Annotated in this window: 18 protein-coding genes, 2 pseudogenes and 1 riboswitch; of the genes and pseudogenes, 1 reads left to right on the top strand and 19 read right to left on the bottom strand. The window is 71.8% G+C overall.

From position 1 onward, the window contains the following. Positions 1-30: 30 nt before the first annotated feature. The 16 genes and pseudogenes from F1615_RS11895 to F1615_RS11820 form a co-directional block, all read right to left on the bottom strand. Positions 31-1329 carry a class I SAM-dependent methyltransferase gene (locus F1615_RS11895; protein ID WP_149548877.1) on the bottom strand — a complete coding sequence of 433 codons (1299 nt, stop codon included), beginning with the start codon at positions 1327-1329 and terminating at the stop codon, positions 31-33. Between the two features lie 346 nt (positions 1330-1675). Continuing rightward, positions 1676-3067: an NAD(P)/FAD-dependent oxidoreductase gene (locus F1615_RS11890; RefSeq protein WP_149548876.1), complete on the bottom strand. Its 1392-nt coding sequence runs from the start codon at positions 3065-3067 to the stop codon at positions 1676-1678. A gap of 443 nt (positions 3068-3510) precedes the next feature. Continuing rightward, entirely contained in the window at positions 3511-4452 is a 942-nt protein-coding gene (locus F1615_RS11885; protein ID WP_149548875.1) for a Ppx/GppA phosphatase family protein, read from the bottom strand. Next, the gene (locus F1615_RS11880; RefSeq protein WP_149548874.1) at positions 4449-4994 is read right to left on the bottom strand and encodes a DUF501 domain-containing protein; all 546 of its coding nucleotides are present in this window, start codon (positions 4992-4994) and stop codon (positions 4449-4451) included. The genes F1615_RS11885 and F1615_RS11880 overlap by 4 nt, the downstream gene beginning before the upstream one ends. A gap of 29 nt (positions 4995-5023) precedes the next feature. Beyond that, positions 5024-5500 carry an FtsB family cell division protein gene (locus F1615_RS11875; protein ID WP_149548873.1) on the bottom strand — a complete coding sequence of 159 codons (477 nt, stop codon included), beginning with the start codon at positions 5498-5500 and terminating at the stop codon, positions 5024-5026. Between the two features lie 107 nt (positions 5501-5607). Then, the gene (gene eno / locus F1615_RS11870) at positions 5608-6897 is read right to left on the bottom strand and encodes a phosphopyruvate hydratase (RefSeq protein ID WP_149548872.1); all 1290 of its coding nucleotides are present in this window, start codon (positions 6895-6897) and stop codon (positions 5608-5610) included. Positions 6898-7162: 265 nt separating this feature from the next. Further along, on the bottom strand, positions 7163-7870 hold the full coding sequence (locus tag F1615_RS11865) for a transglycosylase family protein (RefSeq protein ID WP_149548871.1): 708 nt from the start codon (positions 7868-7870) through the stop codon (positions 7163-7165). A 4-nt stretch (positions 7871-7874) separates the two neighbouring features. Beyond that, positions 7875-8044, bottom strand: a riboswitch (cyclic di-AMP (ydaO/yuaA leader). Between the two features lie 250 nt (positions 8045-8294). Beyond that, positions 8295-9251, bottom strand: coding sequence for a transglycosylase family protein (locus tag F1615_RS11860; RefSeq protein WP_149548870.1), 957 nt, complete (start codon positions 9249-9251; stop codon positions 8295-8297). Positions 9252-9447: 196 nt separating this feature from the next. Continuing rightward, positions 9448-10731: a cytochrome P450 family protein gene (locus F1615_RS11855; protein ID WP_149548869.1), complete on the bottom strand. Its 1284-nt coding sequence runs from the start codon at positions 10729-10731 to the stop codon at positions 9448-9450. Between the two features lie 202 nt (positions 10732-10933). Next, positions 10934-11929, bottom strand: coding sequence for a nucleoside triphosphate pyrophosphohydrolase (locus F1615_RS11850; RefSeq protein WP_149548868.1), 996 nt, complete (start codon positions 11927-11929; stop codon positions 10934-10936). A 98-nt stretch (positions 11930-12027) separates the two neighbouring features. Further along, the gene (locus F1615_RS11845; RefSeq protein ID WP_149548867.1) at positions 12028-12675 is read right to left on the bottom strand and encodes a SurA N-terminal domain-containing protein; all 648 of its coding nucleotides are present in this window, start codon (positions 12673-12675) and stop codon (positions 12028-12030) included. Between the two features lie 170 nt (positions 12676-12845). Then, positions 12846-14342, bottom strand: a complete 1497-nt coding sequence (locus tag F1615_RS11840; protein ID WP_280118890.1) for a serine/threonine-protein kinase — start codon at positions 14340-14342, stop codon at positions 12846-12848. A 38-nt stretch (positions 14343-14380) separates the two neighbouring features. Continuing rightward, complete coding sequence (locus F1615_RS11835; protein ID WP_149548865.1) at positions 14381-15004, bottom strand: hypothetical protein; 624 nt, start codon at positions 15002-15004, stop codon at positions 14381-14383. A gap of 156 nt (positions 15005-15160) precedes the next feature. Then, positions 15161-15622, bottom strand: a pseudogene (locus F1615_RS11830) (hypothetical protein); the annotation flags it as partial. A 108-nt stretch (positions 15623-15730) separates the two neighbouring features. Continuing rightward, positions 15731-16138: pseudogene (locus tag F1615_RS11825) on the bottom strand (N-acetyltransferase); the annotation flags it as partial. 91 nt (positions 16139-16229) lie between these two features. Then, positions 16230-16997, bottom strand: coding sequence for an HNH endonuclease family protein (locus F1615_RS11820; protein ID WP_149548962.1), 768 nt, complete (start codon positions 16995-16997; stop codon positions 16230-16232). 177 nt (positions 16998-17174) lie between these two features. Here F1615_RS11820 and F1615_RS11815 point away from each other — a divergent pair, with 177 nt between their 5' ends. After that, positions 17175-17360 (top strand): antitoxin, encoded by a 186-nt coding sequence (locus F1615_RS11815; protein WP_149548864.1) that lies wholly within the window; start codon positions 17175-17177, stop codon positions 17358-17360. 75 nt (positions 17361-17435) lie between these two features. Here the strand turns inward: F1615_RS11815 and mfd are convergent, their stop codons facing one another. From mfd to F1615_RS11800, 3 genes are all read right to left on the bottom strand, one after another. Continuing rightward, the gene (mfd, locus tag F1615_RS11810; protein WP_149548863.1) at positions 17436-20969 is read right to left on the bottom strand and encodes a transcription-repair coupling factor; all 3534 of its coding nucleotides are present in this window, start codon (positions 20967-20969) and stop codon (positions 17436-17438) included. A gap of 405 nt (positions 20970-21374) precedes the next feature. After that, entirely contained in the window at positions 21375-23954 is a 2580-nt protein-coding gene (locus tag F1615_RS11805; protein ID WP_149548862.1) for an ABC transporter permease, read from the bottom strand. Beyond that, the gene (locus F1615_RS11800) at positions 23951-24739 is read right to left on the bottom strand and encodes an ABC transporter ATP-binding protein (RefSeq protein WP_149548861.1); all 789 of its coding nucleotides are present in this window, start codon (positions 24737-24739) and stop codon (positions 23951-23953) included. The genes F1615_RS11805 and F1615_RS11800 overlap by 4 nt, the downstream gene beginning before the upstream one ends. Between the last annotated feature and the right edge of the window lie 473 nt (positions 24740-25212).

Raw genomic sequence — 25212 nt, 5'->3', positions numbered from 1 at the left:
CGTTGCCGCGCGGGAGGGGCTTCGGGGGCGTCAGTTCCAGGTGCGGGCGCGCAGCGGGAGCGCGGAGGCTCCGGACTCGGGGGTCCGGACGGCGAGGACCTGGTTGACGCCGATGCGGTTGCGTTCGAAGGCGAGGGCGGAGGCGGCCATGTACAGCTGCCAGACGCGCGCCCGTCCCGGGCTGGTGAGGGCCACCGCGCGGGCCCAGCCGGCCTCCAAGTTCGCCACCCAGCGGCGCAGGGTGAGCGCGTAGTGCTCGCGGATCGACTCGACGTCGCGCACCTCGAAGCCGGCGCGCTCCAGCAGGGACACCGTCGTGCCCAGCGGGGCGAGTTCGCCGTCGGGGAAGACATAGGCGTCGATGAAGGCGTCCACCCGGTACGACGTCTCGTCGCGATGCGGGCGGCGCGCGATCTGGTGGTTCAGCAGCCGGCCGCCCGGCCTGAGGAGGCGGTGCAGGACGGTGGCGTACTCCAGGTAGCGCTCCGAGCCGACGTGCTCGGCCATGCCGATGGAGGAGATGGCGTCGTACGGCCCGTCCGTGACGTCCCGGTAGTCCTGCACGCGGATCTCGACACGGTCGGTCAGGCCCTCGTCGGCGACGCGCTTGCGGGCGTACGCGGCCTGCTCCTGGGACAGGGTGATGCCGACGACGCTCACGCCGTGCTCGCGGGCGGCGTGGATGGCCATGGAGCCCCAGCCGCAGCCGACGTCCAGCAGGCGCCCGCCCGGCTCCAGGCCGAGCTTGCGGGCGACGAGTTCGAGCTTGTCGTGCTGGGCCTGTTCGAGGGTGCCCTCCGGGGGAGGGGCGGGCCAGTAGGCGCAGGAGTACACCATCGACGGGCCGAGGACGATCTCGTAGAAGTCGTTGCCGACGTCGTAGTGGTGGCTGATGGCACGTCTGTCGCTGTGCTTGGTGTGCAGTCCGCGGCGGGGCCGGCGGGCCTCCTCCGGGGGCGGGGCGGGCGGCAGCGGGTGGCCCGCGAGCCCGAGGAGGCCCCGGGCGGCGGAGCGGAAGGCCGGGTCGCGCAGGGCCTGGGTGAGCGTGCGGGCGTCCTCGTCGCGCTCCCAGATGAGGCCGGCGAGCCGGTCCAGAGCGGGGTAGAGATCGCCCTCGACGGTGACGTCGCCGGCCACCCAGGCGCGGGCCAGGCCGAGTTCACCCGGCTTCCACATCAGATGACGCACGGCGCGGCGGTTGCGTACGACCAGGGTCGGGGCGCCCGGGGGGCCTGCCTGGGATCCGTCCCAGGTGCGGATGCGGACGGGGAGGGGTGTGCCGAGCAGTTGCTCGAGGATGCCTTTCAGCCGTGGGGCGGCGTCTGCCATGGTGTACACCTCCGTGACGGGGAATCCCGGAATGTCCTCACCACGAAAACACCTGCGGCGTGCCTTGGCAGTCCCTGGCGCGCGTCACATCTGGGCAAAGGACGGAATCGCACCCGCTGGGACGCACGGAGGGCTGCGCCGGCGGGGCTGTGCCTGCGGCCCGGCGCGTCGACCGGTTTCCCCTCCCGCACTCCCCACCAGGGGGCTGCGCCCCGAGGACGCACACCGCCGGGCCGGGTCGCCCTTCGACCCGCCGGGGGGCCGGGGGGAGAGCAGCGAGCGGGAACGGCGAAGGGGCCGCCCGCACCACGGATGGCGGGTGGCCCCTTCGGAGGGTGACCGGGTGTCAGGAGGCCTTGGCCTCGGTCCTCTTCGGCTCCTGCTGCGCCGCCGCGGGCGCCGGCGCCGGCTTGGCCGCCTCGTAGAACTCCTCGCGCGGGGACTCGATCGCGCCCAGGGACACGACCTCACGCTTGAGGAACATGCCGAGGGTCCAGTCGGCGAAGACGCGGATCTTGCGGTTCCAGGTCGGCATCGCCATGCCGTGGTAGCCACGGTGCATGTACCAGGCGAGACGGCCCTTGAGCTTGATCTTCATCTTGCCCATGACGATCATCGCCACGCCCTTGTGGAGGCCGAGACCGGCCACCGCGCCCTTGTTGGCGTGCGAGTACTCCTTCTGCGGGAAGCCCCGCATGCCGGAGATCACGTTGTCGCCGAGGACCTTGGCCTGACGCAGCGCGTGCTGGGCGTTCGGCGGGCACCAGGCGTTCTCGTTGCCGGCCTTGCGGCCCACGAGGTCCGGGACCTGGGCGTTGTCGCCCGCGGCCCAGATGTAGTCCGTGCCCTTGACCTGGAGCGTCGGCTCGGTGTCGACGTGGCCGCGCGGACCCAGCGGCAGGCCGAAGCGGGCCAGCGCGGGGTTGGGCTTGACGCCCGCCGTCCACACGATGGTGTTGGAGTCGACCTCGAGGCCGTTCTTCAGCACCACGTGGCCGTCGACGCAGGAGTCCATCGACGTGGACAGGTAGACCTCGACGCCGCGGCTCTCGAGGTGCTCCTTGCCGTACGCGCCGAGCTTGGGACCGACCTCGGGGAGGATCTTGTCGGCGGCGTCGACGAGGATGAAGCGCATGTCCTCGCGGGACACGCTGGTGTAGTACTTGGCCGCGTCCCGGGCCATGTCCTCGACCTCACCGATGGTCTCCGCGCCGGCGAAGCCGCCGCCCACGAAGACGAAGGTGAGTGCCTTGCGCCGGATCTCCTCGTCCGTGGTGGAGTCGGCCTTGTCGAGCTGCTCGAGGACGTGGTTGCGCAGGCCGATGGCCTCCTCGATGCCCTTCATGCCGATGCCCTGCTCGGCGAGGCCGGGGATCGGGAAGGTGCGGGAGACCGCGCCCATCGCGATGACCAGGTAGTCGAAGGGCAGCTCGTACGCCTCGCCGACGAGGGGGGCGATCGTGGCGACCTTGCGGTCCTGGTCGATGGTGGTGACCCGGCCGGTGAGGACCTCCGCCTTGGGAAGCACGCGTCGCAACGGGACGACGACGTGCCGCGGGGAGATGCTGCCGGCGGCGGCTTCGGGGAGGAAGGGCTGGTAGGTCATGTACGACCGCGGGTCGACGACGGTGACGGTCGCCTCGCCGTAACGCATCTTCTTCTGGATGCGCCGAGCTGCGTACAGGCCTACGTACCCACCGCCTACTACGAGGATCCTGGGACGCTCCGTGGTGCTCATGCCATCGAGTATCCACCCGCCTCAGGGGGGTACCTCGTGCGCCCCTTCACAAGCTCCGGCAGGCCCTGTGTTACCATCCCGCGCTTCTTGATCCAGATCACAGTGCCGACCGGGAACCGGAGCATCGCGCGGGGCGTTGTCAATGCCGCGTGAGCTGCCTCTCTGTCGGTTCGCGGCGGATGTGAGCCCGGCCGGCCGGTCCGCGTCACCTTCCCCGGCGAAGCGTCCCGCGACCCCTTCTGAACATGTTCAAAGGGGGGTTGAGGGGCCGAACGGGTCAACCGGACCCACTTCTTCGTTCCACCGGGGACAATTCCTTGTGAAGAACTTCACGAACTTTCCCGGCGCAGCCGTCCCGAGGGGCCCGCGACGGCCCCCCGAGCGTCGCTCAAACGCTATCCCGACTGCTCAGCGGAGTGCTACTGGTCAGTAGCAAAGGAGACCTAAGCCACGGACCAGGCGATGCCGTCGAGGATGTCGTGCTCCGACACCACGACCTCCCCGGCGCCGATCCGCTCCATGATCGACAGCAGCACGAGGGCCCCGGCGCCGATCACGTCGACCCGGCCCGGGTGCATGGAGGGCACCGCCGCGCGCTCGGCGTGGGTGGACCGCAGCAGCCACCCGGTGATCTCGCGGACCCGGTCGAGGGAGACGCGGGAGTGGTGGATGGCCTCCGAGTCGTACTCGGGCAGGTCCTGGGCGATCGCCGACACGGTCGTGACCGAGCCCGCCAGTCCGACCAGGGTGTGCGCCTCGCGCAGCGGGACCGTCTCCTCGGCGCGGTCGAGCGCGGCCTCGATGTCCGCCCGCATCGCCGCGATCTGCTCCTCGGTGGGCGGGTCGGTCACGGTCCCCTCGCGCACCAGGTGCCGCTCGGTCATCCGTACGCAGCCCACGTCCACGGAGCGGGCGGCGCGTACGTGGTCGTCGCCGACGACGAACTCGGTCGAGCCGCCGCCGATGTCCACCACCAGGAACGGCCGGTGCAGATCGGTCCGGCCGGTCAGCTCCCTGGTGGCGCCGGTGAAGGAGAACTCGGCCTCCTGGTCGCCGGTGATGACCTCGGGCTCCACGCCCAGGATGTCCAGCACCCCGCGCACGAACGCGTCGCGGTTCTCCGCGTCGCGGGAGGCGGAGGTCGCGACGAAGCGGAGGTGTTCCGCGCCGTGCTCCTTGATGATCTCCGCGTACGCGCGGCAGGCGGCGAAGGTCCGCTCCAGCGCCTCGGGCGCCAGCCGGCCCGTGCGGTCGACCCCCTGGCCGAGCCGCACGATCGTCATCCGCCGGTCCAGGTCGGTCAGTTCACCGGTGCCGGGGTCGGCGTCGGCCACCAGCAGCCGGATGGAGTTCGTACCGCAGTCGATGGCGGCGACCCGGGTCACCGGCCGCCCTCCGTCGCCGGGCCGGCCTCGGGAAGCGTCACGCAGGCGCCCTTGCTCCACCACTCCGGCAGCATCGCCAGCGCCTCGTCGCCCAGCGGGTTGACCCCGGGGCCGGCGGCCAGCGAGTGGGCGACCAGGACGTGCAGGCACTTCACCCGGTCCGGCATGCCGCCCGCGCTCGGGAAGCCCTTCAGTTCCTCGATCTCGTCACGGCGCCTGATGTAGTCCTCGTGCGCCGCGCGGTACGCGGCCGCCAGCTCCGGGTCGGTGGCCAGCCGCTCCGTCATCTCCTTCATCACGCCGTTCGCCTCCAGCGTGCCGATCGCGGAGTTCGCCTTCGGGCACGTCAGGTAGTACAGCGTCGGGAAGGGGGTGCCGTCGGGCAGCCTCGGCGCGGTCTCCACGACGTCCGGCTGCCCGCAGGGGCAGCGGTGCGCGATGGCGCGCAGCCCGCGCGGGGGCCGCCCGAGCTGCTGCTTGAAGGCCTCGACGTCGGCGCCGGTGGGCTCGGTGCGCGGGGTCGTGGGCGGAGGCGTTTCCATACCTGTGTTTCTGCGGCTTTCCGTGAGAGTCACTGGTCGGCGGCGTCGGACTTGTCGACGCCGTCCCAGACGTTGGAGTACCAGGGGCGGCCGGCGGCCTCGAGATCCGTACGGGACTTCTCGGCCGTGCCCGGGTCGATGACGATGTAGCCGGTCTCGCCGGGCATGACGTAGTGCAGTCGCCGGCGGATCTCCTGCTCGGCGTACGCGTCGTCCTGCCAGCGCGCCTTCATGTCGCGCAGCCGTTCGACCCGCCTGCGGGTCTCGTCCTGCTCCTGCTGGAGGTCGGCGATGTCCGCCCGCTGGGAGACGTACTGCCGCATGGGATAGGCGAGGGCCACGATCAGCGAGCAGACCACCAGGGCGAGCAGCGCCGCCCGCCCGGTCAGCCGGGAGCGGCGGGCCTGGCGTTTGGTCTGCGAACGGTAGACCCGGGCCGCGGTCTGCTCGCCGATCAGCCGGATCCTGGTCGCGGTGGAGAAACGGTCCCGGTCCTTCACCGCCATGTCCGCCTCCGGTTCGCCTTCATACGTGCGTACGTCCCCGCACACGGTACGGGACCGGGTACGGGGACGTACGTACGACGCTGCCTACCTGTCAGCCCTTGCCGCGCTCACTGGTTCGCGGAGCGGAACCGCGGGAAGGCCGAGCGGCCGGCGTACACCGCGGCGTCGTCGAGGATCTCCTCGATGCGCAGCAGCTGGTTGTACTTGGCGACGCGCTCGGAGCGGGCCGGGGCGCCGGTCTTGATCTGGCCGCAGTTGGTGGCCACGGCCAGGTCGGCGATGGTGACGTCCTCGGTCTCGCCGGAGCGGTGGGACATCATGCACTTGAAGCCGTTGCGCTGGGCCAGCTCGACGGCGTCCAGGGTCTCGGTGAGCGAGCCGATCTGGTTGACCTTGACCAGCAGGGCGTTGGCGGCGCCCTCCTCGATGCCGCGGGCCAGGCGCTCGGGGTTGGTGACGAACAGGTCGTCGCCGACGAGCTGGACCTTGTCACCGAGCTTGGCGGTGATGGTCTTCCAGCCCTCCCAGTCGTCCTCGAACAGCGGGTCCTCGATGGAGACGAGCGGGTACGCGTCGACGAGCTCGGCGTAGTACTCGGTCATCTCGGCGGCCGAGCGCTCCTTACCCTCGAACGTGTAGACGCCGTCCTTGTAGAACTCGGAGGCGGCGACGTCGAGCGCCAGGGCGATCTGCTCGCCGGGGGTGTAGCCGGCCTCCTTGACGGCCTCGAGGATGAGGTCGAGGGCCTCGCGGTTGGAGCCGAGGTTCGGGGCGAAGCCGCCCTCGTCGCCGAGGCCGGTGGCCAGGCCCTTGCTCTTCAGGACCTTCTTGAGGGTGTGGTAGACCTCGGCGCCCCAGCGCAGGGCCTCGGAGAAGGACTCCGCGCCGATCGGAGCGATCATGAACTCCTGGATGTCCACGTTGGAGTCGGCGTGCGAGCCGCCGTTCAGGATGTTCATCATCGGCACCGGCAGCAGGTGCGCGTTCGGGCCGCCCAGGTAGCGGAAGAGCGGGAGGTCGGAGGCCTCGGAGGCGGCGTGGGCGACGGCCAGCGAGACACCGAGGATGGCGTTGGCGCCGAGGGAGCCCTTGTTGTCGGTGGCGTCCAGGTCGAACATCGCCTGGTCGATCAGGCGCTGCTCGGTGGCGTCGTAGCCGACGAGCTCCGGGCCGATCTGCTCGATGACGGCCAGCACGGCCTTCTCGACGCCCTTGCCCAGGTAACGGCCTGCATCGCCGTCACGGAGTTCGACGGCCTCGAAGGCGCCGGTGGAGGCGCCGGACGGGACGGCGGCACGACCCGTGCTGCCGTCGTCGAGGCCGACCTCGACCTCGACCGTGGGGTTGCCTCGGGAGTCCAGGATTTCCCGGGCTACGACGACGTCGATGGACGGCACGAGCATCTCCTTCTTGGATGTGACGCGGGTGAGCAAGGCCACGGGGGTCTTGCGAGACCGAGCCTAACCGGCTCCGGGCGATCGGCCATCCGGCCGCCCATCCCATGGACAGGACCGAGCGTAGATTGTTTCTACACGGAACAAAGGCGGTTCCGGAAACCGTGACCCGAATGCGCCCGAGAAAAAGCCCCGCCCCGGTGCGTACGGGGGAGAACGCACCGGGGCGGGGAGCCCGTGGGGACGGGGAGGGACCTGCGGCTTGCCCTTACTTCAGGTGCAGCTGCTGACCCGGGTAGATCAGGTCGGCGTCGTCGACGATGTCGTCGTTCAGCTCGAACAGCTTCGCCCAGCCGCCCTTGACGTCGTGCTCCTGGGCGATCGTGCTGAGGGTGTCGCCCTTGACGACCTTGTACTCGCCGTCGCCCTTCTCGACCTTCTTGCCGGTCGGGGTGGTGACGGTCTTCTTCTCGGCCTTCGGCACGGCCTTGGGCTCGGCGGCCGGGCGCTCGGCGGAGCGGGAGGCCTTCTGCTCGGTCTCACGGGTCTCGGTGCCCTGCGAGGAGCCGGCCGAGGAGCCGTTCGAGGAGGAGCCGGTGTAGGCGGCGCCGGACAGGTTCTTGCCGCAGACCGGCCAGGCACCCTTGCCCTGGCCCGCCAGGACCTTCTCGGCGATCTCGATCTGCTGGGCCTTGGTGGCCTGGTCGGCGGTGGCGGCGTACTTCGTGCCGCCGTAGCCGGCCCAGGTGGAGGCGGAGAACTGCAGACCGCCGTAGTAACCGTTGCCGGTGTTGATGGACCAGTTGCCGCCGGACTCGCACTGGGCGACGGCGTCCCACTCGGAGGCGGTGGCGGCGGAGGCGTTGCCGGCCGCCATCAGCGGGGCGGCGACGGCGGCGGAGGCGACACCGGCGACGGCGATGGCGCGGGTGGCCTTGGACGGACGACGGTGCTTGCCCTTGCCGGAAAACAGCATGGATGGATCCCCTCACCGACGCCTGCGAGGTGAGCTGTCGGGTTCGGGCCGGTTGAGTTGCCCGGCCACGTCCCTCCCGGGACGCGGCTCCACCCCAAGCCGTATCCGGCGTCAACTGCCCGGATGCGGCACTTACCTTGGGTCCCCCGCTCCTGCCTACGGCGCATGACGCGACGACTGTTCCCGTGCTGCCACTGGCAGGATTCGGCGTGGCGGCAGCCGGGGCCCGCGGTGGCGAGCGGTCACGACCGTAGACACGCGATCCGCGGAATTTCAAAGACGATCAGGGCTTCTGAGACCTATCTCTCACAGCCTTTAAACCGGACATTCAGCGCGAATCATGACGTCAACTGCCGCTGTTCGCGGGCATTTTCAGCTGTCGCTTTCCGCCCGCTTCGTCCCGGGCCGCAAGCCCCTGACCCGGTTAAACGAGGCCCGCGCCGCCGCCGATGAGCTGCTCGTTCACCACGTGGAGCGCGCGCCATCCGTCGTCGGCCGCAAGGGGATCGGCGTCGGACGAGAGGTCGCCGCCGTCGCGCCCGGTCGAGGAGTCGGCGACCGTGCCGCCCCACGCGTTGAGTCCGCGCGAGGCATGCCGGCCGGACGAATCGGACGCACGGTCCTGTTCCTTGCCCTCCTCGGCGCTGGCACCGCGGTGACGACCGGTGCCCTCGGCGCCCGCGGCCGAAGAATCACCACTCTGCCCCGACTTGTCCGACTCGCCGCCCTCGGGTCCGGACGAGGGGGAGGAGGAAGCACCGGAGTCCGCGTCCGCGTCACGGTCCGAACCGGCGCCCGAGTCGGCGGACTTGTCGGAGTTGCCCGATTCATCCGCCGAAGCGTCCGGGGTCTTCCCGTCGTCGGCGGTCGCCGACGGTGAGGCGGAGGGGGAGGACGAGGGGGAGGGAGCGGACGCGTCACGGGAGTCCGGTGAATCCGGTGAATCCGTCCCGTCCGACGCCGAGTCGTCGGTCACACCCGTGCCGGCATCGGCCGACGGCGCGTCCTGGTCCAGGCCGCCCGCGAGCAGTCCGCAGGTGCGCCAGGCGCCGACCCCCTGGTCGGCGAGGATCTTCTCGGCCACGGCTATCTGCTGGCCGCGGCTGGCCTGGTCGGCGCTCGACGCGAAGTCCAGACCGCCGTGCTTCTCCCAGTCCTCCTGGGTCAACTGCAGGCCGCCGTAGTAGCCGTTGCCGGAGTTCTGGCTCCAGGAGCCGCCACTCTCGCACTCGGCGACCCGGTCCCAGTTCATACCCTCGGCCGCGCTGGCGCCGCCCGCGCCGAGGAGGGGGATCGCGATGGCGGAGCCGGTCACGCCGGCCGCGACGAGGAGAGCCGGAGCCTGGCGAGGACGACGGTGCCGACCGTTCCCGGAGAGCATGCGGAGACCTTTCACACGACAGCGATGACCGGCGCGGTGAATGGAGCTCAAGCCACCGCACTTGATGGGTGAACGTATCGGCAGACGATCACTTGTCACAAGTTCATGCCGCGCAGATCACGTGAAGATCACAAAGTTGAAGGCGTGTCATGTTTGCGTTGACCGGACCGGGGGCACGGGAACGTGGCCTGGTCCGTCACTTGTGCGGAGGGGTGAATTCCACCGGAAGTGTGCGCAGTCCGCGCATGATGAGCCCGCCGCGCCAGCGGAGTTCGGCCGGTTCCACCGCGAGCCGCAGGTCCGGAAGGCGGGTCAGGAGCGTGGCGAGCGCGGTCTGGCCCTCCAGGCGGGCCAGCGGGGCGCCCAGGCAGTAGTGGATGCCGTGGCCGTAACCCAGATGCTGGTTGTCGCGCCGCCCGAGATCGAGCACGTCCGGGTCGGCGAAGCGGTCCGGATCCCGGTCGGCGGCGGCCAGTACGACGAGGACCGGGTCGCCCGCCGCGACGCGCTGCCCGCCGATGGTGACCGGCTCGGTGGCGAACCGCCAGGTGGCGAGTTCCACGGGGCCGTCGTAGCGCAGGAGTTCCTCGACACCGGTCTCCAGCAGCCCGCGGTCGCCGGCGGCGAGGGCCTGCTGCAGACGGTCGCGCTGGCCGGGGTGGGTGAGCAGCGCGTAGGTGCCGTTGCCGATGAGGTTCACGGTCGTCTCGAAGCCCGCGAACAGCAGGATGAACGCCATGGCGGCGGCCTCGTTCTCGGTGAGGTGCTCACCGTGGTCGGAGGCGCGGATCAGACCGGAGATGAGGTCCTCGCCGGGCGCGGGCTCGGCGGGCAGCGCCTCCCGCTTGCGGTGGATCAGCTCGGCGAGGTAGCCGCGCATCTTCTTCACGGACCGGGCGACTCCGCCGCGGGGTCCGCCGCCGTGACGGATCATCATGCCCGCCCAGTCCCGGAAGTCGTCCTGGTCCTCACGCGGGACGCCGAGCAGGTCGCAGATGGCGTAGATGGGGAGGGGGAAGGCGAACTCGTGGATGAGGTCGGCGGAGCCGGTGTCCGCGAACCGGTCGATGAGCCCGTCGGTGAGCTCCCGCACCCGGGGGGCGAACTCGGCGACGCGACGCGGGGTGAACGCCTTGCTGACCAGTCGCCGCAGCCGGGTGTGGTCCGGCGGGTCGATGTTCAGCAGATGTGTCATCAGCTCCGCCTGCCGTTCGCCGGGGATACCGGTCTTGCCCTTGGCGTGCGCGGGCTCGTCGTGATGCGCGGGGTTCTTGGACAGGCGGTGGTCGGCGAGGGTCTGCTTGGCGTCGGCGTACCGCGTGACCAGCCAGGCCTCCACCCCACTGGGCAGCCGGGTCCTGCGCACGGGCGCGTGCTCACGGAGCCAGGCGTAGGCGGGGTACGGATCGGCGGCGAACTCCCAGCTGAACAGCTCGGGAACGGGGCCCTGCGGGGCGGAGGCGGCGGACTGGTCATGCATGCGGCGACCCTAACGGGCGGGGCGCCGTGCGGCCCGGGGCGCCGTGCGGTGCGGGGCGCCGTGCGGTGCGGGAGAGCTCGGGTGGTTGGGACGTCGGGCGGGTGCGGATGCGTCGTGGTTGTTCGCGCAGTTCCCCGCGCCCCTGGAGGGCGCGGCCCTCAGGGGCGGCGAACGACGAAAACCCTGCTGCCCAGGCCCTCGCTCAGCCCTCGCCCCGCCCGCCCTCAGCGGAGCGAATCGCGTCGCGGTACACCCGCGCCGCCGCCCGCAGCGCCGCCTCCGGGTCGACCCCCTCCGCCTCCGCCCGCGCCGCCAGCGCCAGCAGCTCGTAGCCGACGCCCTCCCCCGCCGGCAACGGCACGTCCAGCCCCGCCGTCCGCGCCCGCGACGCCAGCTTCGCGGCCAGCGCCAGACCCGGCTGCCCCAGCGGCACCCCCTCCGTCACCGAGCTGCGCCGCTTCTCCTCCGCCTTGGTCCGCAGCCAGTGCGCCTTGACGTCCTCCGGCGTGTCCGCCGTCTCCTCGCCGAAGACATGCGGGTGCCGGTGGATCAGCTTGGCCACGATGCCGCCCGCCACGTCGTCGACGGAGAACGGCTCCTCCGGGTGCTCCTCGGCGATCCGGGCGTGGAAGACGACCTGGAGCAGCACGTCCCCCAGCTCCTCCCGCAGCTCCTGCCGGTCACCCTCCTCGATGGCCTCGACCAGTTCGTACGCCTCCTCGATGCCGTACTTCGCCAGGCCCTCGTGGGTCTGGCGGGACGACCACGGGCACTCGGCGCGGATGCGGTCCATGACCTGCACGAGGTCGAGCAGACGGGCGCCCGGCAGGTCGTAGGAGGCGGGAAGCAGCTCCAGCTCGGGCATCCGCACCCGGCCGGACCCTGCCAGCCGCGCCAGCCCGTCGGTCAGCGCCGGTTCGCCCTCCCCCGTCGCCACGACCACCACCGTCCGGCCGCCCGCGCAGGCGTCGACGATCTCCTCGGCGGCGGGCGACGCCTCCTCGACGGATATCCCCGCCTCCCGCAGGTACGGCAGCTGCGGGTGGGCGCCGTCCGCGCACAGCACCCGGTCGGCGGCGTGCAGGGTCCGCCAGGCCGGCCAGGACAGCAGACCGGGCGCGACGCGGTGGCTGGTGGTGAGCAGGACGACACGGCCGGGGCCGTCCTCGGGGGTCGGTGCGGGGCTGATTGCGTTCACGCTCCGAAACTAGCCCACCGGGCCGACAGGCCCCGAGTTGTCCACAGGCCGGGTATCCACAGGCGCGGCATCCGCCGCCCGGCCGTCCACAGGACCGGTCAGAGGCCCTGCGGCGCGGAGGCGGCGCTGACGTCCCGCACCCACGGCGTCCGGGCGTCGACGCGGCTGCTCTTCTCCACGTCCCAGTCGCCGTAGCGCGGGTTGAGGTCGACGTCGAGTTCCTTGCTCGCCTCGGACAGGGCCTGCCAGAACTCGGGCCGGCTGGTGTCGGTGCCGAGCCGCTGGGCGAGCTTCTGTGCCTGGAGCTGGAGGCGGAGGTTCGCGTCGAGACGCTTCGGCGGGATGCCGTACTGCTGGAGCCAGGCGGCCTCCAGCGCCTCCCCGCCGCCGGCCTGCTGCTCCAGACCGGACCGCATCTGCTGGACCTCGCGGTCCGTGACCGTCACACCCGCGTCGCGCGCGGCGCGCTCCAGCACCCGGTCCAGGACCATGCCCTGCAGGGTGTCGCGGGTCAGGCTGCCGGTCCGCGCGATGGCCTGCTGGTACTGCGCCTCGTCCGGTACGGCCGCCCGCTGTGCCGCGCGGACCTCGTCGACCCGGTTCTCCAGCTGCGACACGGTGATCCGCTCCCCGCCGACCACGGCCGCGGCACCGGGGTGCGCGTCGTTTCCGCATGCGGTGAGCAGGGGCGCCGCCGCGGCGATCGCGGCGGTGAAGAGGAGCGCGGTGCGACGGCGGCGGTGCAAGGAGACCTCCTGAGGAGAGCTTGTGCGGCGGTGCACAAAGTCTTGCGGTGATCGATGGTAGGCATCGGCCAAGCTCTGGCCAACCCATTCGACCAACGATTCACCGGGACTTCCGGCACCGCCCCGCCCCGCCGTCCGGCCGTATGGCCCCTTTGCGGTCCGCTGTCCCGTTATCCGCGCACCTGGCCCAGCCACTGCAGGGTGCGGCGGATCTCCGCGGCCACCGGGGATCCGGGGCCCTGGAGGCGCTCCACGTCGTGCAGCAGCCGCACCAGTGTGTCGTGCGCGGCGGCCCGGTCGCCGAGGGCGAGCAGCAGATGGCCGATGCGGCGGCGGACGTCGTGGGCGAGCTGCGGGTCGCCGGCGGCCACGTACTGGTTCTCGTAGTACGTCAGCAGCGCCCGGTACTCGGCGAGCGCCGCGGCCGGTTCGCCGAGCTGCTCCAGGCACTGGGCGGCCTCGTAGCGGTAGCGCAGGCACTGCGGGTCGGCCTGGCCCGCCTCGGCGGCGCGTTCATCGGCGAGGCGGCGCAGTTCGGGCAGGGCGCGCCGGTACTGGCCGTCGTCCAGGAGGGTGGCCGCGTACTGCTTGCGCAGGGTGCGGACGACCGGGGAGTGCTCTCCGTGCTGGTCGGCGGCGACGGGCAGGATCGAGCCGAGGATGTCGACGGCCTGGGTGATGCGGCCCTCGCCGAGCAGCCGCTTCACCTCGTCCACGGCGGCGGCGACATCGGTCTTCCCCGCCACGGGCGCGGGCGGCGCGGCCGGGGCGGGCTGGGGCGCGGGCGTGCGCGCGCGGTCCGGCCAGGGGGCGTGCGGGCGCAGGAAGGGGCGGGTGGGGTCCAGGGGCGAGCCGGTGGGCGTTCCCCGCGCCGGGAGCAGCTGCGACAGGTGTTCGTAGACCTCCTGCGCGGAGTCCGGACGGTGCTGCGGGTCCTTGGCGAGCAGCCGCAGCACCAGCGACTCCAGGGCCTCGGGCACCTCCGGGCGGATCCGGCGCACCGGCACCGGCGGCTCGTACAGGTGCCGGTGCAGCACCCCGAGCGCCGTGGAGCCGGCGAACGGCACGTCGCCGCTGAGCAGCTCGTGCATCAGCACCCCGAGCGCGTACAGGTCGGTGTACGGGCCGACCGCGCCGCCCATCGCCTGCTCCGGGGCCATGTAGGCGGGCGAGCCGATCGGGGTGCCGGTGTGGGTCAGGCGGGTGGTGTCGGCGTCCATCACGGAGGCGACACCGAGGTCGAGCACGGTGACCGTGCCGTCCTGCTTCACCATCACGTTGCGCGGCTTGAGGTCGCGGTGGACGATCGGCACGGCGTGCACGGCGCTCAGCACGGCGCACAGCTGCGCGGCGACCGCAACCGCCCACTGCCACGGGTACGGGTCGTGCTCGGCGAGGTGGTCGCCGAGGTCGGCGCCGTCGACGAACTGCATGACGAGGAACAGTTCCTCGCCCTCGCTGCCCGCGTCGTGCACGGTGACCAGGCCGGGGTGGTCCACCTGGGCGGTCACCCGGCACTCGCGCACGAAGCGGCGGCGCAGTTCGTCGGCCTCCTGGCCGGCCACCTTGTCCGGGCGCAGCAGCTTCACGGCCACGCGCCGGTCCAGCCGTTTGTCGTAGGCCGTCCAGACCTGGCCCATGCCGCCCTGCCCGATGAGTGTGGACAGTTCGTAGCGGCCGGCGACGACACGTCCCGTCGTCACGCTCACCTTCCGCCCTCGTTGTGGCCCTGCTGCCCGTCCTGGCGGCGCAGGTAGTCGCTGAGTTCGTCGAGCTCGGCACGCACCTGGTCGATCCGGGCCGGCGCGGGACGCTGCGGCTGCGGCGGTACGGGGGTGGGGGGCACCGGGGTGTGGGGGGCGGGGGTGTGGGGGGCCTGCGGCTGCGGTACGGGCGTGGGCGCGTACGGCGAGGCCTGCTGCGGGTAGCCGTACGGGGTGTGGACGCCGGGGGCGTGCATCGTCGTGGCGTGCGGCGACGGCGGCATCTGGGCCGCGTAGGGGCCCTGCCGCCGGTGGAGGCGGATGTCCACGGTCAGGTAGTACGCGCTCGCCGCGGCGCCGAGGATCAGGACCGCGGCCAGGGCGACGTCGGTGCGGGGGTCCGACTCCGGGAGCGAACCGACCACCGCCAGGCAGGCTATGGACAGCGGGATGCTCACCCAGGCAGCCACCCAGTCGAGCAGCCGTCCGCGCAGGACCGCGACGCGGAACAGTGGCACGGCAGCCAGCAGACCGCAGCACAGGACGCCGGCGGCGGCGTACAGCACGCGCTGCGTGATGACCGATGCCGCGCTGGGTGTGGGCGGCGCCACGCCGTGGCCGTACATGACTGCTCCTGGTCAGGTGTAGCCGATGGGAACTCGGTTCGAGACTCCGAGCGTATAGGCCGACAGGGACAACGGATCCCTGATGTACCGAACCGTTGTCGTCCCGATCACTTCGTCCGGCTGCGTGAAGTCCCGCGCGGGCGCCCGGCCGACGCCTCAGTCCGGGGGGATCGTCCCGTCGGTCAGACCGTCGTCCATCCCGCGCACGAGCCGCTCGCCGAGCCGGCCCGCCTGCCTGAACGCCCGCTCGAACTCGTCCGGGGCCCGGAAGCGGGCGCCGTGGCGCCGCTGTTCGTCGAGCCGTTCCGGAGAGGACGTCGTGGTCGGTGAGCATGGGCACGCGCGCGTGGCCGCCGCTTCCGCCCGTACGCATCACCAGGGCGCCCCCGCGGGCCAGTTCGCCGACGGTGGTGAGGGGCAGCCGCCCGGAGGCGGCGGGCGGCCGGGATCCACCGAGGGGGGCGGGGTCGGTTCGGTGGTCAGGCGCAGCGTCTCGCCGAGCCGGCCGCGCACGTCGGAGAGCCGGCCGACGCCGTCCGCGGCGGCCGGGGGCGGGAGGTGGCGGGTCGGGGCCGGGTCGACGTCGTCGTCGAGGAGTTCGATGACCGGCATGGAGCGCGGACCCGGGCCTCCCTCGCCCTCGGCAACCACGACGAGCCGGTCCCGGCGCGCAGGCCCGCCGGCGAGGTGCTGGACCTCGATGCCCTGGCCTGACCCGCCCGGGGCTCACAGCGGGTGCCGCATCCAGACGTTGGGCTCGACGTACACCGCGTACCCGCGCTCCGTCTCGCAGCGCACCGGCGCCAGCGCTCCGGGCACCTCGACCTCGCCGTCGGTGCCGAAGGGCAGCCCGGTCCAGCGGCGCCGGTCCTCCAGCGAGGCCGAGACGGTCATCGACGCCGGCGCCACGGAGTCCACGGTGGCGCCGGCTCGGGCGTGGACGCGCAGCCAGAGGCCGTGGGGCAGGCCGCCGGGGCGCACGCGACGGGTGTACTCCGCCATGGGCGTGTGCGGTTCGAGGTGCTTGGCGCTGGGCCGGACGGGAGCGGCGACCTCGTGGAAACCACGGGCCCGGGCGTTGTCGCGCATCGCGGAGAGCATCACCGCGGACAGTCCGCGGCCCGGTCGGGACGGGCCGCGAGGCTCGATACCGTGAAGTCCATGACGTCACCGCAGGCGTGGCGCCGTGGCCCGGGGAAACCGTTTCCCGGCGCCCGGCCGTTCCTCAGCCGCCGCACTGCTCCAGCATCATCCGCCGGTCGGCCGACGTCACCGGCATCTCGTACTTGACGGCGACCTGCGCGAACCGGACCGCGTAGGCGCACCGGACGTCCTTGTTCGGGGGGAGCCAGGCCGCCGGGCCGGAGTCGCTCTTGGCCGAGTTGGCCCGGCCCTCGACCGGGATCAGGTTGAGGGTGTCGTTCGCCAGTTGCTCCCGCTTGGACTCCGGCCAGCGCGAGGCGCCCATCTGCCAGCTGTAGGAGAGCGGTACGACGTGGTCTATCTGCACCTCGGCGGCCTGCTGCTTGCGCCACTCGATCGTCTTGCCGGTGTAGGGGTCGGCCAGTGTCATGGCGACCACGACGCAGTCGGACCCGGAGCGGAAGCGCAACTCCCGGCCGTCGCGCTGGAGGAGGTCGTTGCGGGTGTCGCAGCCGTTCCTCGCGAGGGGCACCCCGTCGGCGGTGTCCATCCAGGCGTAGCCGAACTCGTCGCGGTCGTAACCCGTCTTCGGGCCCCGGCCCTTGGTGGTCACCTTCTCGATGAGGGCGACGGCCGCCGCGCGGTCCTTCCCGCCGGTCACGGGGGCGAGGCCCGGTTGGGTGCCGTCGGGGTTGTCCAGCGGGCCGACGGCGCGGCCGTCGGGCGCCGCGGCCCCGCTTCCGCCGCCGGCCGGGGATCCGGAGTCCTGCAGTCCCTCGCAGCCGGCGAGCAGGGCCACCGCGGCGATCACCGCGGGTCCCGTGTGCCGGAGCCGCCCGTCCCACCCCATGTTCCGCGTCACCGCGCCCCTCCCTTGTTCTCCTGTAACCCTGCCCCGACGGGGGCGGTCCGATCCCGGGTCTCACCGTAACGAGCGAGAGGTCCAGACCATAACGGGGACCATCTGGGCATTCGTCCCACACCGCGCGTATTGTCGGTTTTGAGTCATCTCCGGAAGGAGCTCTGGATGGGCATCCTCGACAAGTTCAAGAGCAACAAGGCGGCACGCGAAAGGGCCAGGCAGGCCTCGGACGCCGCGGAGAAGAAGGCGAACGAGAGGACCGGCGGCAAGCACGAGCAGCACATCGACACGGGGCAGCAGCAGGCCGAACGCCGGCTCGGCATGGACCGCGACCGCCCCGACCAGCCGTAGGGCCTCACACACCCGTCAGGGTCCGTCCACGGCGGCCTCCGCCGTGGACGGACCGCTGTCCGCGCCCGGAACCCCTCAGGAACCCAGGACCGACGTCAGGAACTCCCCGACCCAGCCGAGCAGGTCCCGGCCGACCAGCGGCTTCCCGCCCACCTTCGCGGTCTTCGGGCGCGGCACCAGCACCTGGTGTGCCGCCGCCTTGATGACCGTGCCCGGGTACAGGCGCTTGAGCCGCAGCTCCTGGGACTCGCGCAACTCCACCGGCGCGAAGCGGATGTTGGTGCCCTGGAGCACGATCTCGCCGACCCCGCACGCACGGGCCAGCATGCGCAGCCCCGCCACCAGCAGCAGGTTCTCCACCGGCTCCGGCAGCTTGCCGTAGCGGTCGACGAGTTCCTCGCGTACGGCCCTGACGTCCTCCTCGCTGTTGGCGGAGGCGATCGCCCGGTACGCCTGGAGACGGAGCCGCTCGCCGGGGGCGTAGTCGTGCGGCACGTGCGCGTCGACGGGCAGCTCGATCTTGACCTCGAGCGGCGGCTCCTCCTCGATCCCGCCGGTCTCCAGCTGACGCCGGTAGTCCGCGACCGCCTCGCCGACCATTCGCACGTACAGATCGAAGCCGACGCCCGCGATGTGACCGGACTGCTCACCGCCGAGCAGGTTTCCGGCGCCGCGGATCTCCAGGTCCTTCATCGCCACGTACATGCCCGCGCCCATCTCCGTGTGCTGGGCGATGGTGGCGAGCCGCTCGTGCGCGGTCTCCGTCAAAGGCTTCTCCGGCGGGTACAGGAAGTAGGCGTACCCGCGCTCCCTGCCCCGGCCGACGCGCCCGCGCAGCTGGTGCAGCTGGCTGAGCCCGAAGTTGTCGCCGCGCTCGACGATCAGCGTGTTGGCGTTGGAGATGTCGATGCCGGACTCCACGATCGTCGTCGACACCAGCACGTCGAACTTCTTCTCCCAGAAGTCGACCACGACCTGCTCCAGCGCCGACTCCGACATCTGCCCGTGGGCGGTGGCGATCCGCGCCTCGGGCACGATCTCGCGCAGCCGGGCCGTCGCGCGGTCGATCGACTCCACCCGGTTGTGGATGTAGAAGACCTGGCCCTCGCGCAGCAGCTCACGGCGGATCGCGGCACCGATCTGCTTCTGCTCGTACGGCCCGACGAACGTGAGCACCGGGTGCCGCTCCTCCGGCGGGGTGGTGATCGTCGACATCTCGCGGATGCCGGTGACCGCCATCTCCAGGGTGCGCGGGATCGGCGTGGCGGACATGGTCAGCACGTCGACGTTGGCGCGCAGCTTCTTCAGCTGCTCCTTGTGCTCCACGCCGAAGCGCTGCTCCTCGTCGACGATGACCAGGCCCAGGTCCTTGAACTTCGTCTCGGAGGAGAACAGGCGGTGGGTGCCGATGACGACGTCCACCGAGCCCTCCCGCAGGCCCTCGAGGACCGCCTTGGCCTCGGTGTCGGTCTGGAAGCGGGACAGCGCCTTCACGACCACCGGGAACTGCGCGTACCGCTCGCTGAACGTGCCGAAGTGCTGCTGCACCAGCAGCGTGGTGGGGACGAGTACGGCGACCTGCTTGCCGTCCTGTACGGCCTTGAAGGCGGCCCGTACCGCGATCTCGGTCTTGCCGTAGCCGACGTCGCCGCAGACCAGGCGGTCCATGGGGACCGACTTCTCCATGTCCTCCTTGACCTCGGCGATGGTGGTGAGCTGGTCGGGCGTCTCCGCGTAGGGGAAGGCGTCCTCCAGCTCGCGCTGCCAGGGCGAGTCGGCGCCGAAGGCGTGGCCGGGGGCGGCCATGCGGGCGCTGTACAGCTTGATCAGGTCGGCGGCGATCTCCTTGACGGCCTTCTTGGCGCGCGCCTTGGTCTTCGTCCAGTCCGCGCCGCCGAGCCGGTGCAGGGTGGGCGCCTCGCCGCCGACGTACTTGGTGATCTGCTCGAGCTGGTCGGTGGGGATGTACAGCCGGTCGCCGGGCTGGCCGCGCTTGGCGGGGGCGTACTCCACGACCAGGTACTCGCGGGTGGCGCCCTGCACGGTGCGCTGCACCATCTCGATGTAGCGGCCCACGCCGTGCTGCTCGTGGACGATGTAGTCGCCCGGCTCCAGGGTGAGCGGGTCGATGGTCTTGCGGCGCCGCGCGGGCATCCGGGCGCCCTCGCGGCCGGAGGCCTTCTGGCCGGTCAGGTCGGTCTCGGTGAGGACGGCCAGCCCCAGCACCGGGTCGACGAAGCCGTGGTCGACGCAGCCGCACGCGACGTGCACGACGGACGGGGTGATCTCGCCGAGATCCGTGTCGAGCCGTGCGGCGATGCCCTCGCCGCCGAGCACCTCCACCGTGCGGGCGGCCGGGCCGTGGCCCTCGGTGACGAACACCGTGCGCCAGCCGTCGGCGAGCCAGCCCTTGGTGTCGGCCAGCGCCCGCGCGGTGTCGCCGCGGTAGGCCTCCGGGGCGCGCATGCCCAGCTTGAGGGTGTCCGCCTCCAGCTCCTCGTCGGCGGCGAACGGCGACACCGACCACCACATCATGCCCAGCTCGCGGGCCCGGTCGCGGACGTCCGCGATGGACCACAGGGAGGCGGCGCCGACGTCGATGGGCGCCTCGCCCCCGCCGGCCGTCGCCGCCCAGGAGGCCTGCAGGAACTCCTGGCTGGTCGCCACCAGGTCCGACGCGCGCGTGCGCACCCGCTCCGGGTCGCAGACGACCGCCATGGCGCCCTCGGGCAGCACGTCCAGCAGCAGCTCCATGTCGTCGACGAGGACCGGCGCCAGGGACTCCATGCCCTCCACCGCGATCCCCTCGGCGATCCTGCCGAGCAGTTCGCCCAGCTCCGGGTGGAGCTCGGCGAGGACCCGCGCGCGCTCCCGCACGTCCTCGGTGAGCAGCAGCTCACGGCACGGCGGGGCCCACAGGCCGTGCTCGGCGACCTCCAGGGAGCGCTGGTCGGCGACCTTGAAGTAGCGGATCTCCTCGACGTCGTCGCCCCAGAACTCGACGCGCAGGGGGTGTTCCTCGGTGGGCGGGAAGACGTCCAGGATGCCGCCGCGTACGGCGAACTCGCCGCGCTTCTCGACCAGCTCCACGCGCGTGTACGCGGCGGCGGCGAGGGCTTCGACGATCTCGTTCAGGTCGGCGCTCTGACCTGTCCGCACGGAGACGGGCTCCAGGTCGCCCAGGCCCTTGACCTGCGGCTGGAGCACGGAACGCACCGGCGCGACGACGACGGAGACCGGGCCGGTCTCCGGGTCGTCGGGGCGGGGGTGGGCCAGGCGGCGCAGGACGGCGAGGCGGCGGCCGACGGTGTCGCTGCGGGGGCTGAGCCGCTCGTGCGGGAGCGTCTCCCAGGAGGGGTACTCCACGACGCCCTCGGGCGGGAGGAGGGAGCGCAGGGCCGCGGCCAGGTCCTCGGCCTCGCGGCCGGTCGCCGTCACGGCGAGCACGGGGCGGCCGGTGTCGCGGGCCAGGGCGGCGATCGTGAAGGGACGGGCCGCGGGCGGGCCGACGAGGTCGACGTGCGTGCGGTTGCCGTCGGTGGCCGCGGTGACCGCTTCCGCGAGGGCGGTGTCCTTGACTACGGCGTCGAGCAGACCGTGCAGGCTCATTCGGGGCGCTTTCCGTCCGGGGGTGTGCAACACGACGGGCCCGACGCGCGCTGCGGGCCGGGGGTGTCCAGGGTACGTCGCCGCGTCCGCGGGTGCGGGGGCTGTGGATGACGTCGGTCGGCTGGTGAGCGGGGTCGCCGCTGGGCCACCAGGGAGCTCCGCCCCCCTGGCACCCGCGTGCTCCGCACCGGGGCGCCGGACCTTCTCGCCGTGGGACCGCCGGCCCATGGGCGGCTGCGGCCCGGTCGGGGCTGGTGGCGCGGTTCCCCGCGCCCCTGGGGAGCCGGACGGACCCCGGGTGACGACGCACCCGGAGCCCGTGCGGGCATGCACGCGCCCGGCGCCGGAGAGTCCCAGGGGACTCTCCGGCGCCGGGTGTTCCCCCGCAACCCCCGTGTGCGGTGGCTAGTCGGTGGCGATGGCGTTCAGGACGTTCATGCGGCCGGCGCGGAAGGCCGGGACCAGGGCCGCGAAGAGGCCCACGAAGGCCGAGCCGATGAAGACGCCGATGATCGTCGGCCACGGGATGTCGAGGACCTTCAGGCCCTCCAGGGCGAGGAGCTGCTGCGCGGTGGCGCCCCAGCCCATGCCCAGTCCGAGGCCCAGCAGGGCACCGAACAGGGCGATCACGACCGACTCCATGCGGATCATGCGGCGCAGCTGCCGGCGCGAGAGGCCGATGGCCCGCATCAGGCCGATCTCCCGGGTGCGCTCCACCACCGACAGGGCCAGGGTGTTCACCACGCCGAGGATCGCGACGACGATCGCCAGGGCCAGCAGACCGTAGATCATGTTGAGCAGCTGGCCGATCTGGTCCTTCAGCGCCTCCTTGTAGTCGGTCTGGTCGCGCACCTCGTACTGCGGGAAGCCGTCCAGCGACTCCTTCAGCGCCTTGTACGCCGCGTCCTTCTGCCCGTCCGCCGCCGAGGCGAAGACCAGCAGGTCCAGCGGCATCCTGTCGGCCGGGACGTACGTGGCGAGGGTGTCGATGGACGTGTACATCGCGCCTGCGTCGACCACGCCCTCGCTGCTGGTGATGGCGCGGACCGTCAGCGTCCCCGTGGTGCCGTCCTTGAAGGCGACGTCGATCTTCGAGCCGACGGTGACGCCGTGGTCCTTGGCGAAGTCCTCGTGGACGGACATCGAGTCGGGCCGGTAGGCGTCGGCGAGCTTGCCGGCGACGGTCTCGACCCGCAGGTCGGTCGCGTACGTCGGGTCGGCCGCGGTGATCGCGGTGTCGTCGGTGGTCCTGCCGTCGGGCGTGGTGAAGTCCGCCTCGGTCCACTTGTACTCGGTGACCCGGTCGATCCCGGGCGTCGACTTGACCGCCGCGACGGCCTGCGGGATGACCGGCTGCTGGTTGTCGTCCTGGATGATGAAGTCCGCGCCCACCGTCTTGTCGAGCTCCTCGGTGGCCGAGGCGACCATGGAGGATCCGACCACCGACAGGCACGCCACCAGCGCCAGCCCGATCATCAGCGCGGCGCCCGTCGCGCCGGTGCGGCGCGGGTTGCGCAGGGCGTTGCGTTCGGCCATGCGGCCCACGGGGCCGAAGGCCCGCAGCAGGACCGCGCCGAGGACGCGGACCATTCCGCTCGCCAGCACCGGGCCGATGACGACGAAGCCGATCAGGGACAGCACCACGCCCAGGCCCAGCCACACGGAGCCGTCGGTGGCCTTGTCCGCGGTTCCCGCGAGGTAGAGGGCGAAGCCGCCGGCGCCGGTGAGGACCAGGCCGATCGCGGCCCTGATCCATCCGGCCTTGGCGTCCGCCGGGGTACCGGCGTCGCGCAGCGCGGCCATCGGGGAGATCTTCCCGGCCCGCCGGGCGGGCAGGTAGGCGGCGAGCACGGTGACGACCACGCCGAGGAGCAGTCCGAGCGCGGGGGTCGTCCAGGCCACCGTGAGGTCGTCCGTGGACAGTTCCATGCCCATCAGGCCCATGAGCTTCATCAGGCCGACCGCGAGGCCGACGCCGGCGCCGACGCCGAGGACCGAGCCGAAGACTCCGAGCAGCAGCGCCTCGACCAGCACGGAGCGGTTGACCTGCTTGCGGGACGAGCCGATCGCCCGCATCAGGCCGATCTCCCGGGTGCGCTGGGCGACCAGCATGGAGAAGGTGTTGATGATCAGGAAGATGCCGACGAGGAAGGCGATCCCGGCGAAGCCGAGCATCGCGTACTTCATGACGTTCATGAAGTCGCCGACGCTCTCCTGGTTGGCCTCCGCCGTCTCGTCGGCGGTCAGCACCTTGTAGTCGCCGCCGAGTTCGGCCGTGACGTTCTTCTTCAGCTGTGCGTCGCTGACGCCGGACGCGGCGGTGACGTTGACGTTGGTGTAGACGCCGCTCTCGCCGACCAGGGTCCGCTGGGCGGTCTCGGTGTCCAGGTAGAAGATCGCGGCGCCGGGGTTGGTGACGGTGAAGTCGGTGATGCCGGAGATCTTCGCGGTGTGCGTGCCGACCGCGGTGATGACGCCGATCTCGTCACCGAGCTTCAGGTCGTGCTTGTCGGCGGTGTCGGCGTCGACCATGATCTGGCCGGCGCTCTCGGGCGCCGCACCGGTGGTGATCTCCATGGTGCGGGCCTCGTTGGCGTTCCAGCTGCCGACGATGGTCGGTCCGCCGCCGGTCGGCGAGAGGCTGTCCTTGGCCCCGTCGACGACGGTCACCGAGGTGGAGAACACCGCGCCCTCGGCCGACTTCACACCGTCCGCGCCCTTGACGTCGTCGAGCACGGAGGCCGGGATCACCGGCGGCTTGCCGTTGCCGGAGGTCGTCTCCCCGCTGTCGGAGGCGTCCTTGGAGCTGACCGTGACGTCCGAGGAGGTGGCCGCGAACAGCTTGTCGAACGTGGTGTTCATGGTGTCCGTGAACACCAGGGTCCCGCACACGAACGCCACCGACAGCAGCACCGCCACCGCGGACAGCGCCATGCGTCCCTTGTGCGCGAAGAAGTTGCGCATCGAGGTCTTGAGGACGGTCATGACGTGCGCCCCCGGGCGTCGAAGTCCTTCATGCGGTCCAGGACCTGCTCGGCGGTCGGCTGGTGCATCTCGTCGACGATGCGGCCGTCGGCGAGGTACAGCACCCGGTCCGCGTAGGAGGCGGCGACGGGGTCGTGGGTGACCATCACGATGGTCTGGCCCAGTTCGTCCACCGAGCGGCGCAGGAAGCCGAGGACTTCGGCGCCCGCGCGGGAGTCGAGGTTCCCGGTCGGCTCGTCACCGAAGATGATCTCCGGCCGGGCGGCCAGCGCCCGCGCCACGGCGACCCGCTGCTGCTGGCCGCCGGAGAGCTGCGTCGGCCGGTGCTTGAGCCGTCCGGCGAGCCCGACGGTCTCCACGACCCGGTCCAGCCACGCCTTGTCCGGCTTGCGGCCGGCGATGTCCATGGGCAGCGTGATGTTCTCGATCGCGTTCAGCGTCGGCAGCAGGTTGAACGCCTGGAAGATGAAGCCGATCCGGTCCCGGCGCAGCCGGGTGAGCTTCTTGTCCTTCAGGCCGGTGATCTCGGTCTCGTCGAGGTAGATCTGCCCGGAGGTCACGGTGTCGAGCCCGGCGAGGCAGTGCATCAGCGTGGACTTGCCGGACCCCGAAGGGCCCATGATCGCGGTGAACCGGCCGCGGGCGATGTCCACGTCGACGTGGTCGAGGGCGACGACGCGGGTCTCGCCCGACCCGTACGCCTTCACGACCTGCCGCGCCCGCGCGGCGACGGCCGTGCTCCCTCCAGTGCCCCCGTGCCTGGGAATGGTCACAGCCGTTGTCACGGTAAGTCTCCTATGTCGGTCAGCAAAGTGAATGCGGTGCCCCGGCGGCCGCCCTCCGTACTCGGCGGCCGTTCGGTGCGTTGTGGTGCGGTGTGCTTCAGTCTCGCGGTGCGAGGGGGTCGGGCGCCCTGGTGTTCAGCGCAGTCTTTTCCTGAGGAAAACCCCACCCCCGCCGCTGTGCCTGGCCACCCCCGGCGGCGTAAAGCCAGGTTAAGGACGACTCCGCCCCCTTCTCGTCCTCCGCCGGTACGAACCCTCCCCGAGCCGTAGTACGGAGGTACCCCTAGGGGCTCTCCGCCGACGGGCGGAGTCCGTCTCGGGGTCGGCTCCTCCTCCGGACGCATCCGAGGCTCCACCCTCCCGTCGCGTCAGGGTCAAGTCGGGCCCCGCGCACGGGACTTCGTGGCGCAAAAGTCTGAGTTAATCCGGGTAACACCCCAGGTCAGACCCGGGGACGACGCGGTAAGCGCATA

This window comes from Streptomyces marokkonensis (assembly GCF_008312835.1).
Taxonomy (GTDB): domain Bacteria; phylum Actinomycetota; class Actinomycetes; order Streptomycetales; family Streptomycetaceae; genus Streptomyces; species Streptomyces marokkonensis_A.
This window is presented reverse-complemented; position numbering and strand designations above follow the sequence as displayed.

Excerpts from the sequence above, each read along its gene's own strand:
- F1615_RS11895 (WP_149548877.1), bottom strand. The coding sequence starts at position 1,329 with ATGGCAGACGCCGCCCCACGGCTGAAAGGCATCCTCGAGCAACTGCTC.
- F1615_RS11890 (WP_149548876.1), bottom strand. The coding sequence starts at position 3,067 with ATGAGCACCACGGAGCGTCCCAGGATCCTCGTAGTAGGCGGTGGGTAC.
- F1615_RS11880 (WP_149548874.1), bottom strand. The coding sequence starts at position 4,994 with ATGGAAACGCCTCCGCCCACGACCCCGCGCACCGAGCCCACCGGCGCC.
- F1615_RS11875 (WP_149548873.1), bottom strand. The coding sequence starts at position 5,500 with ATGGCGGTGAAGGACCGGGACCGTTTCTCCACCGCGACCAGGATCCGG.
- F1615_RS11865 (WP_149548871.1), bottom strand. The coding sequence starts at position 7,870 with ATGCTGTTTTCCGGCAAGGGCAAGCACCGTCGTCCGTCCAAGGCCACC.
- F1615_RS11860 (WP_149548870.1), bottom strand. The coding sequence starts at position 9,251 with ATGCTCTCCGGGAACGGTCGGCACCGTCGTCCTCGCCAGGCTCCGGCT.
- F1615_RS11855 (WP_149548869.1), bottom strand. The coding sequence starts at position 10,731 with ATGCATGACCAGTCCGCCGCCTCCGCCCCGCAGGGCCCCGTTCCCGAG.
- F1615_RS11835 (WP_149548865.1), bottom strand. The coding sequence starts at position 15,004 with ATGTACGGCCACGGCGTGGCGCCGCCCACACCCAGCGCGGCATCGGTC.
- F1615_RS11820 (WP_149548962.1), bottom strand. The coding sequence starts at position 16,997 with ATGGGGTGGGACGGGCGGCTCCGGCACACGGGACCCGCGGTGATCGCC.
- F1615_RS11815 (WP_149548864.1), top strand. The coding sequence starts at position 17,175 with ATGGGCATCCTCGACAAGTTCAAGAGCAACAAGGCGGCACGCGAAAGG.
- mfd (WP_149548863.1), bottom strand. The coding sequence starts at position 20,969 with ATGAGCCTGCACGGTCTGCTCGACGCCGTAGTCAAGGACACCGCCCTC.
- F1615_RS11805 (WP_149548862.1), bottom strand. The coding sequence starts at position 23,954 with ATGACCGTCCTCAAGACCTCGATGCGCAACTTCTTCGCGCACAAGGGA.